9 protein-coding genes are annotated in these 9847 nt (G+C 72.2%); 5 read left to right on the forward strand and 4 right to left on the reverse strand.

Features of this window, described 5'->3' with window-relative positions; all coding sequences use genetic code 11:
• Positions 1 to 66 precede the first annotated feature (66 nt).
• Positions 67 to 2079: an NAD-binding protein gene (locus tag VN520_RS28525; protein ID WP_325749835.1), complete on the forward strand. Its 2013-nt coding sequence runs from the start codon at positions 67 to 69 to the stop codon at positions 2077 to 2079.
• Positions 2080 to 2157: 78 nt separating this feature from the next.
• Here VN520_RS28525 and trpS read toward each other — a convergent pair whose 3' ends face one another.
• Positions 2158 to 3216 carry a tryptophan--tRNA ligase gene (gene trpS, locus VN520_RS28530; RefSeq protein WP_325749836.1) on the reverse strand — a complete coding sequence of 353 codons (1059 nt, stop codon included), beginning with the start codon at positions 3214 to 3216 and terminating at the stop codon, positions 2158 to 2160.
• A gap of 514 nt (positions 3217 to 3730) precedes the next feature.
• Here trpS and VN520_RS28535 point away from each other — a divergent pair.
• The 3 genes from VN520_RS28535 (at position 3731) to VN520_RS28545 (ending at position 6014) form a co-directional block, all read left to right on the forward strand.
• On the forward strand, positions 3731 to 4831 hold the full coding sequence (locus VN520_RS28535; RefSeq protein WP_325749837.1) for an LLM class flavin-dependent oxidoreductase: 1101 nt from the start codon (positions 3731 to 3733) through the stop codon (positions 4829 to 4831).
• A gap of 5 nt (positions 4832 to 4836) precedes the next feature.
• Positions 4837 to 5496 (forward strand): FMN reductase, encoded by a 660-nt coding sequence (locus VN520_RS28540; RefSeq protein WP_325749838.1) that lies wholly within the window; start codon positions 4837 to 4839, stop codon positions 5494 to 5496.
• Positions 5497 to 5591: 95 nt separating this feature from the next.
• Entirely contained in the window at positions 5592 to 6014 is a 423-nt protein-coding gene (locus VN520_RS28545) for a universal stress protein (protein WP_325749839.1), read from the forward strand.
• Positions 6015 to 6238: 224 nt separating this feature from the next.
• Here the strand turns inward: VN520_RS28545 and VN520_RS28550 are convergent, their stop codons facing one another.
• The 3 genes from VN520_RS28550 to VN520_RS28560 all read right to left on the reverse strand — a co-directional run bounded on the left by VN520_RS28550 (position 6239) and on the right by VN520_RS28560 (position 8644).
• Entirely contained in the window at positions 6239 to 7096 is an 858-nt protein-coding gene (locus tag VN520_RS28550) for an ABC transporter permease (RefSeq protein ID WP_325749840.1), read from the reverse strand.
• Entirely contained in the window at positions 7093 to 8064 is a 972-nt protein-coding gene (locus VN520_RS28555; RefSeq protein ID WP_325749841.1) for an ATP-binding cassette domain-containing protein, read from the reverse strand. Before VN520_RS28555 ends, VN520_RS28550 begins: the two co-directional genes overlap by 4 nt.
• A 169-nt stretch (positions 8065 to 8233) precedes the next feature.
• Positions 8234 to 8644, reverse strand: coding sequence for a hypothetical protein (locus VN520_RS28560; RefSeq protein WP_325749842.1), 411 nt, complete (start codon positions 8642 to 8644; stop codon positions 8234 to 8236).
• Between the two features lie 127 nt (positions 8645 to 8771).
• Here VN520_RS28560 and VN520_RS28565 point away from each other — a divergent pair, with 127 nt between their 5' ends.
• Positions 8772 to 9677: a hypothetical protein gene (locus tag VN520_RS28565; RefSeq protein WP_325749843.1), complete on the forward strand. Its 906-nt coding sequence runs from the start codon at positions 8772 to 8774 to the stop codon at positions 9675 to 9677.
• Positions 9678 to 9847: the final 170 nt, after the last annotated feature.

Consider the following 9847-nt stretch of genomic DNA (forward strand, 5'->3'; position numbering starts at 1 on the left):
GTCCCGCCCACGCCCCCGTCACCCGATGATCACCGACACGCCCGACCGGACCGGAGGGAGCACGGCATGCTGGGTTCCGTGTCCTCACTTCCTCACCAGCCCCAACGCCCTGCGCACAACGGCCACATGGTGGTCTGCGGCGACGACACCCTCGCCCGCCGACTCGCCGTGGAGCTGCGTTACGTGTACGGGGAGCGGGTCACTCTCCTGGTCCCGCCGGGCCGCGACACCAGCAGGCCGGAGCTCCCGCTGACCCAACGGGCCCGTGCGGTGGCCCTGTTCGGTCGCATGTCCGCGGCGATGAGCCGCAACGGTGCGGGCACGGGGGGCGGTGACGGCGATACGAACGCCGGGGTCGAGGCCGTCCGCATCATGGAGGCCCACGAGCCCTCCGACGACGTGCTGGAGGAGGCGGGCGTCGGCCGGGCCGCCGCGCTCGCCCTCGTCTACGACGACGACGAGCTCAACATCCGCGCCGCTCTGACGGCCCGCCGGCTCAATCCGCGCCTGCGTCTCGTCATCCGGCTCTACAACCGCAAGCTCGGCCAGCACCTGGAGACGCTGCTCGACCAGGCGGCGGCCGTCTCCATGCCCGGTCTCGACCCGGCCGCCCTGGACGCCTCCACCACCGTCCTGTCCGACGCCGACACCGCGGCGCCCGCCCTGGCCGCCACCGCGGTGACCGGCAGCAGCAAGGTCATCCAGGCCGAGGGCCTGCTCCTGCGTGCCGTCGAACGCACCCCGCCCCGGCCGGGCGAGCTCGCCGACCCCGGGCTGTGCACCCTGGCCCTGCTCTCCTCCACCAGTCAGAACCCGGCCGGCACCGAGGGCTCCGACAGCAGTGGCGCGGAGGGACCCCAGCTCCTGCCCGACCTGGCGACGGTGAACGCCGCCACGGGCCGGGGCACCGTCGTCCTGGAAGCCATCAGCCAGTCGGGGCCCGCCCGGGTGCCCACCCGCATGGGAGGCAGGGGTGCTCCCCTGAGCCAGGTCTTCTCGCGGCGGCTGCGCTGGTCGGCGCTGGGCGTCGCGGCGGCCGTCGTCGCCCTGGCCGTCGCCTCGGTGATCACCACGGGGGACAGCCCGCTGCACGCCGCCTACCTGACCATGCTCGATCTGCTGGCGATGGGTGACCCCGCGGTCGAGGGCACCGACCCGGCGTCCCGCCAGGTCATCCAGCTGCTCTCCGGCATGGCCGGGCTCCTGCTGCTGCCCCTGCTGGTCGCCGCCGTCCTGGAGGCGTTCGGCTCGCTGCGCACCGCGTCCTCGCTGCGCCGCCCCCCGCGCGGCCTGTCCGGTCATGTGGTGCTGCTGGGGCTCGGCAAGATCGGTACGAGGGTCCTGGCGCAGCTGCGCGAGCTGGACATCCCCGTGGTGGTCGTCGAGGAGGACCCGGAGGCGCGCGGCATCCCGCTGGCCCGCAGCCTGCACGTCCCGACGGTCCTGGGCGATGTGACCCAGGAGGGCGTCCTGGAGGCGGCCAAGATCCGCCGGGCCCGTGCGCTGCTGGCCCTGACCAGCGTCGACACGACGAACCTCGAAGCCGCGCTGTACGCGCGCTCGGTGAAGCCGGACCTGCGGGTGGCTCTGCGCCTGTACGACGACGAGTTCGCCACGGCCGTCTACCGCACCCTGCGCACGGCCCACCCGCAGGCCCTGACCCGCTCCCGCTCCGTGTCCCATCTGGCCGCGCCGGCCTTCGCCGTCGCCATGATGGGCCGGCAGATCCTGGGGGCGGTGCCGGTGGAACGCAAGGTGATGCTGTTCGCCGCCCTGGAGGTGGCGGGTCACCCCCAGCTGGAGGGCCGGACCGTCGACCAGGCGTTCCGGGCGGGCGCCTGGCGGGTCCTGGCCCTGGACGCCACCCCGCCGGCCGACCGCCACCCGGACCTGGCGGCCGTACCGCCGTACGACCCCCTCGACCCCACGGGCCCCGGGGCCCCGGACCGGCCCTCCGGCCTGGTCTGGGATCTCCACCCGGGTCATGTGCTGCGGGCCGAGGACCGGGTGGTGATCGCCGCGACCCGGCGCGGGCTGGCCGAGCTCCTGCGCCGGCAGCGCTCGACGGCCCGCCCCTGAACCCCGACGGCCACGTCCGCGAGCGCGGCCGGGGCGGGGCAGGGCGGCGTCTGCGGATGACGCGGCCGGCGTACGCGGTCAGCAGAACATGCCCATCGCTTCCCGCACCTCCCGCAGGGTCGCCTCGGCCACGGCGTTCGCCCGCTCGTTCCCGGCGCGCAGCACGTCCCGTACGTACCCCATGTCCTGGGCGTACTCCGCGCGCCGGGCGCGGATCGGGGCCATGCGCGCGTTGACGGCCTCCGTCACGGTCCGTTTGAGGGCGGCCGCACCGCCGCTCCCGATCTCCTCGGCGACCTCGTGCGGGTCGCGGCCGAGGCAGAGCGCGGCCAGCAGCACCAGGCTCGACACCCCGGGCCGCAGCTCGGGGTCGTAGGTGATGTGCCGGTCCGCGTCGGTGGTGGCGCCCTTGATCAGCCGCGCGGTCTCGTCGGCGTCGGCGCCCAGAGCGATGGAGTTGCCCCGGCTCTTGCTCATCTTGGTGGCGTCGGTGCCGAGCAGCAGGGGCGCGGCGGAGAGGAGTGCGTCCGGCTCCGGGAAGACCGTTCCGTAACGCTCGTTGAAGCGCCGGGCGACGGTGCGGGTGATCTCCAGGTGCGGCAGCTGGTCCTGGCCGACGGGGACGAGGTTCCCCTTGCAGAACAGGATGTCGGCGGCCTGGTGCACCGGGTAGGTGTACATCAGGCCGCTGACGGCGGACTGCCTGGAGTGCGCGATCTCGTCCTTCACGGTGGGGTTGCGGCCGAGCTCGGCGACGGAGACGAGGGAGAGGAACGGCAGCAGCAGCTGGTTCAGGGCGGGGACGGCGCTGTGGTTGAAGACCGTCGACCGCTCGGGGTCGATCCCGATGGCGAGATGGTCCAGGAGCAGGCCCTCCACGTGCTCGGTGAGCCGCTCGGCGACGTCCCGGTCGGTGAGGACCTGGTAGTCGGCGATGAGCACGAAGACGTCCACGCCGAGGTCCTGAAGGCGCACCCGGTTGTGGAGGGTGCCGAAGTAGTGCCCGAGGTGCAGGGCGCCGGTGGGCCGGTCCCCGGTGAGGACCCGGAAGCGGCCGGGGTCCTGGGCGAGCTGCTGTTCCAGTTCGGCGCTGCGGCGCACGACGGGGCCGGCGGACAGGTCGGTGGTGGTGGTCACGGGGCTCTCCTCGCTGGTGGTGTACGCGTGGAGGACGGCCCGTCGCAGACCTGCGGGCAGAGATGAGGGCCGTCCGGATGTCGAACGGCCCTGGTTCCGTGCAGAGGGAGGTGGCCGCTCCTAGGAGGAGCGCCACCAGTTCCGGCACGGTACGGAGGTCATGGGCGGAGTCTAGTACCGCGGCGGACGAGGTGCGCCCGTCGAGGAGCGGTGTCCGGTGCGTGCTCCCGGCGGGCCGGCCGGAAGCCCTCGTACGGGGGACCGTACCCGGGCCTCCGTCCGGTGCGGCGGGAGGGCGTGCCGGGCATGGCGACGGGACGGACGCCGCCTGCCCCGGTACCGGCGCGCACCGCTCCTGGGGAGCGGGGGCGGGGAGCGGGGAGCGGGAGCGGGAAGCGGCGCCTTTCCGGCCTTCCGGAGCGGGCGGAATAGGGAGAGGGGGTGCTCCGTTGTAGGGTGTGTTCATATAGTTCAACGTTCAACCAACTCGCTCAACGCTTTGGAGGCGGGCGCCATGCAGTTCGGGATCTTCACCGTCGGGGACGTCACCACCGACCCCACGACCGGTACGACACCGAGCGAGAACGAGCGGATCAAGGCGACCCTCGCGATCGCGCTCAAGGCCGAGGAGGTGGGCCTCGATGTCTTCGCGACCGGTGAGCACCACAACCCGCCGTTCGTACCGTCCTCGCCGACGACCACTCTCGGCTACATCGCCGCCCGCACCGAGAACCTGATCCTCTCGACCTCCACCACGCTCATCACCACCAACGACCCGGTGAAGATCGCCGAGGACTACGCCACGCTCCAGCACCTGGCCGACGGCCGCGTCGACCTGATGATGGGCCGCGGCAACACCGGACCGGTCTACCCCTGGTTCGGCAAGGACATCCGGCAGGGCATCCCGCTCGCGATCGAGAACTACGCGCTGCTGCACAAGCTGTGGCGCGAGGACGTCGTCGACTGGGAGGGGAAGTTCCGCACCCCGTTGCAGTCCTTCACCGCGACCCCGCGCCCGCTGGACGGTGTCCCGCCCTTCGTCTGGCACGGCTCCATCCGCTCCCCGGAGATCGCCGAGCAGGCCGCCTACTACGGGGACGGGTTCTTCCACAACAACATCTTCTGGCCCATGGAGCACACCAGGAAGATGGTCGACCTCTACCGGCGCCGCTACGCCCACTACGGGCACGGCACCGCCGAGCAGGCCGTCGTGGGCCTCGGCGGCCAGGTGTTCATGCGGAAGAACTCGCAGGACGCGGTACGGGAGTTCCGTCCGTACTTCGACAACGCACCGGTCTACGGCCACGGGCCCTCCCTGGAGGACTTCACCCAGCAGACCCCGCTGACCGTCGGCTCCCCGCAGGAGGTCATCGAGCGGACCCTGTCCTTCCGCGAGGACATCGGCGACTACCAGCGCCAGCTGTTCCTGATGGACCACGCGGGACTGCCGCTGAAGACGGTCCTGGAGCAGCTCGACATCCTGGGCGAGGAGGTCGTGCCCGTGCTGCGCAAGGAATTCGCCCGCCTGCGCCCGGCCGGCGTGCCGGACGCCCCCGTCCACCCCGCGGTCGCCGCCGCCCGCGCCGCGGCCACCGCAGACCCGAAGGAGCTCTGAGCACCGTGCCCGTCACCGCCCCCCTGAAGATCGTCGCCGTCGCGGCCGGGCTCAGCAGCCCCTCGTCCACCCGGCTGCTGGCCGACCGGCTCGCCGGGGCCGCCCGCGAGAGGCTGGCGGCCGAACAGGACCGCCGCGTCGAGGTCCAGGTCGTCGAGCTGCGCGATCTGGCCGTCGACATCGCCGGCCACCTGGTCACCGGATTCCCGCCGGCCCGCCTGAAGGAGGCGCTCGACGCGGTGACCGGGGCGGACGGGCTGATCGCCGTGACGCCCGTGTTCACCGCCTCGTACAGCGGGCTGTTCAAATCCTTCTTCGACCTGGTCGACCACACCGCGCTGACCGGCAAGCCCGTCGTCATCGCGGCGACCGGCGGGACATCCAGGCACTCGCTGGTCCTGGAGCACGCGATGCGCCCGCTCTTCGCCTACCTGCGGGCCGTGGTCCTGCCGACCTCCGTCTACGCGGCGTCGGAGGACTGGGGCTCGCACGGGGACGAGTACACCGAGGGGCTGCCGTCCCGGATCCGGCGCGCGGGTGGCGAGCTCGCCTCCGCGGTCACGGGACGGACCGTCTCCGGCGCCTCCCGGGCCCCCACCCTCGACGACGGTGAGGACGCGGTCGTCCCGTTCGAGCAGCAGCTCGCGGACCTGCGGGTCAGCTGAACCATGACATGGGGGGCCACAAAGGCCCCCTATGTCCCTTTTGACTACAGTGAGCACTTGTATGCCACAGAAGTACGAAACCGATGGAGGCAGACATGGGCAGGATCGTCGTGGGCGTCGACGGATCGGACGCATCGATCAAGGCGTTGCGCTGGGCCGTACGCCAGGCCGAGCTGACCGGCGACACCGTCGAGGCGGTCAACAGCTGGGAGTACCCCGCGACCAGCTGGGGATCCCTCATGCCGGGCATGCCTGAGGACTTCGACCCGCAGGCGGTGGCGACCGTGGCGCTCACCGAGGCGCTGGAGGAGGCCCTCGGCGCCGAAGGGGCGGCGGCGATCGAGAAGATCGTCGTGATCGGTAACCCCGCCCAGTCCCTGCTGGACCGCTCCAAGGGTGCGAACCTGCTGGTCGTCGGCGCCCGTGGCTACAGCGGCTTCAAGGCGACCCTGCTCGGCTCGGTCAGCCTCCATGTCACCCAGCACGCCACCTGCCCGGTCACCGTCGTCCACGACTGAGCCTTCCGCCTGCCGCACGGACTGCACCGCGCGGCTCCTGCCGCACGGATTACGCCGCACGGCTCCCGCCGCACATGGACGGGCGGGCCTCCGGTGCGCCGGACAGCCCGCCCGTTCGCGGAGTGCCGGCCCTGGGGGTGATGTGGCTGCTCACCCGGTCGGATTCCTCCGTGGACGAGAAGTCCCCGCATGCGCGTCGTCCGGGGCGTCCCGCGGCGGCGGTGTCACTTCCGGTTGTAGAGCCGCATCGTCACCGCGCCGAAGACCACCACGAACAGTGCCGACCAGCCCAGCGACCAGGCGATGTCCGTCGCGGGCCAGTGGCCGGCCATCAGCTCACGCACGGCGGCGGCGAGATGGGTGACCGGACTGTTGTTCACGAACGCCTGGAGCCAGCCCGGCATCGTCCTGGGATCGACGAAGACATTGCTCAGGAAGGTCAACGGGAAGATCACCATCATGCTGACACCCATCACCGACTTCTCGGTGCGCAGCATCAGTCCGAACATCGTCCAGATCCAGGAGAAGGCGAACGAGAACACCAGCAGGAGCGCGACACCCGCGAGCACTCCCAGCACACCGCCCTCCGGCCGGTAGCCGATGACGACGCCGACCACGAGCATCACGGCCGAGGCCAGGAGGTAGCGCACGACGTCGCCGAGCAGGTAGCCGACCATCGGGGCCGGCCGCCAGACGGGCAGCGTGCGGAAGCGGTCGAACACACCCTTCGCGATGTCCGTGTTGACCGCGACACCCGTGTACATCGTGATCATCACGACGCTCATGACGAGGATCCCGGGCAGCAGGAACTGGATGTACCCCTCGGTCGAACCGGCCAGCGCCCCGCCGAACAGGTAGGTGAACATCAGCACCATCATGATCGGGAACACCGTCACGTCGAACAGCTGCTCCGGCACGTGCTTGATCTTCAGCATGGCCCGCCACCCGAAGGTGAGCGACGCGGACAGCGCGCTCGGCCGGCGGGGGCGTTCCTGGCCGACCAGCAGGGAGGCCAGTGTCCTGGCGTCCGGCGTGGCGAGCTCCACGTCGTCGCGTTCGGTCCTGGCGGGCGCGGTGCTCATGCCGCCACCCCCTTCTTGTCCGTGAGCGCGAGGAAGACCTCGTCGAGGCTGGGCTGGCCGAGCGCGAAGTTGTCCACGTGGATGCCGCGCCGGGCCAGCTCCGCCAGCACCCCGGCGGCCTGCTCGGCGGCCCCCTTCTCGGTGCCGTGCCCACTGACCCTGGCGGTCAGGGCCACCGGATCGTGGTCCAGCTGCACCGTGGCGTCCAGTGCGAGCGCCAGCACCCGCTCGGCCTCGGGGCGCTGAGCGGGATCGCGCAGGCGCAGATGGACGGAACCGGCGCCGACGGATGCCTTGAGTTCGCCCTTCGTGCCCTCCGCGATCACCTTGCCGTGGTCGATCACCGCGATGCGGGAGGCCAGGTGGTCGGCCTCGTCGAGGTACTGGGTGGTCAGCATGACCGTCGTGCCCTGGGCGACGACGGCCCGCACGATGTCCCACACCTGGTTGCGGCTGCGCGGGTCGAGACCGGTGGTCGGCTCGTCGAGGAAGAGCAGATCCGGCGTGTTCAGGATGGAGGCGGCGATGTCGATCCGGCGCCGCATACCACCGGAGTAGTTCTTCACCTGTCTGCCCGCCGCCCCGCTCAGCCCGAAGGCTTCGAGCAGCTGCGCGGACCGGTTCCTGGCGGCGGGTTTGGAGTGGCCGAGGAGCCGGGCCAGCAGCACGAGGTTCTCCGTGCCGGTCAGGTCCTCGTCGACCGAGGCGTACTGCCCGGTGAGACTGACACGGCTGCGGACCGTGTCGGCGTCCTTCACCACGTCGTGGCCGAAGACCCGGGCCCGGCCGGCGTCCGGCCGCAGCAGGGTCGCCAGCATCCGCACGACGGTGGTCTTCCCGGCCCCGTTGGGCCCCAGGACTCCGTAGACGGTGCCCGTGGGCACGGCGAGATCGACGCCGTCCACCGCGCGGTTCTCGCCGAAGGCCTTCACCAGCCCTGCGGTCTCGATGGCCAGTTCAGCGCTCATGGGGCCTTCCTTGTCGGCGGTGCGTGGGATCGGCGGTGTCTGCGGAGGAGGGCACGGGCCACGATGGCACGGTGCGCCCCGGCCGCGGGGCCGAACGGACGGAATGGACGGGCGCGGCAGCCGGACCGCGCCCGGCTGCCGCGTCCCCCGGCCCGGAAGGACGCCCGGGTCAGTCCTCGCGCGTGTAGTAGAGGTAGAACATCAGGCAGAACATCCCTGCGGCGACGGCCAGGCCGATCGCGCTCGACGTCAGCACGCTGTTGCCGTTGAGGCTGGAGAGGAAGCCGACCGCGCCTCCGGCCAGCACCCCGAACGCCGTGGCGCGCAGCTCCCGCGGCAGGGCCCACCGGACCCGCACGAGCGCGTGGCAGAGCACGGCGAAGACCGCCCCGGAGACGACTCCGAGCCAGATCTGCCCGCCGGTGGTCTCTCCGCCGTCCCGGGTGATGTAGAAGGCCCAGAGACCGAGGACGACGCCCAGCGCGAGGGGCACCGCCCAGGCGAGTGCGCTGTGCCCGTGGTGCGCCGGGGTGCGGGCCTGCGGCCGGCGGCGCGTCGGCATCGTTGCGTGTGTGGCCATGGCGCACAGCTCCTTCCGTCGCCCCCGTCCCTGTGTTCCTCCAGCGCACACCCGGCCGGGCCGCCCGGCAACTCGAATGGCGTACGGCCCGGAGCGGGCCGGCGCCGCACGGGATTGGCTGGTGGCTGTGCGGACCCACCTCCCGGCGGCCCTGTCGGCGCTGCTGCTCGTCGTGCTCGCCGTCCTGGTCCCGGTGAGCGCGCTCTCGGCATGGGTCGATCTGGAACTCGACGACACCGGCCGGTATCTCGCCGCCGTCTCCCCCCTCGCCTCCGACGCGGACGTGCAGGGCACCGTCGCCACGCTGGTCACGGACGAGGCCATGAGGAACATCGACGTCGGCCCGCTCCAGGAGACGGCCGGGCAGTTCCTCCACGGGACCGCCCTGTCGTTCACCACGACCGAGGCCTTCCAGCGGGCCTGGGACAGTGCGAACCGGACGGCGCACCGGGCCGTGACCGCCACGCTCCGCGGGGACGGTGAGCAGGCGGTGACCATCGACCTGGCGCCGGTGATCGAGGAGGTGAAGAAGGAACTGGTGTGCGAGGGAGTGCCGTTCGCCGACCGGATCCCGGTCCGGGAGACCACGATCACGGTGCTGCCCGCCGACCGCGCCGACGGCTTGCGGTCCTCGTTCCGGTGGCTGCGGTACTGCAGCGTCTGGCCGGCCGTGGGGACGGCGGTCCTGCTCGTCCTGGTGCTGGGCCTGGCATGCGTACGGGGCGGTCTCCGGACCGGCCCGGTGGCCGCGGCCGTGGCGGGCGGCGGGCTGGTGCTCGGGGCGGTCCTCCTGCGGATCGCCGTCGCCGTCGGCCGCGCCCGGGTGCTCGACGAGGTGCCCCGGACCGACCGGGGCGGGGCAGCGGCGGTGTACGACGCGCTGACCGCCTCCCTGCGGACGACGGTGTGGACCGTCCTCCTGGTGGGGGCGGCCCTGGTGGTGTGCGGCGTGGTGGGGCGGATCGTCGCGGCCCGACATGCGCGGGAGCCGGGGCCGGGTGACAGTGGGACCCGTGGGAGCGGGGGCGAGTGAGAGGTCTGCCTCATGCGAGCCATCGCCGTCAGCGCGTTCGGCAGGGAGCCCTGCCTCGTCGAGGTGCCGAAGCCCGGTCCCGAGGCGGGCGAGGTGCGGGTCAAGGTGGAGTACGCGTCGCTCAACCCGCTCGACCGGCAGGCCGCGGACGGCGCGCCGGGCGGCTCCAA

Source organism: Streptomyces sp. (assembly GCF_035563135.1).
Classification (GTDB): domain Bacteria; phylum Actinomycetota; class Actinomycetes; order Streptomycetales; family Streptomycetaceae; genus Streptomyces.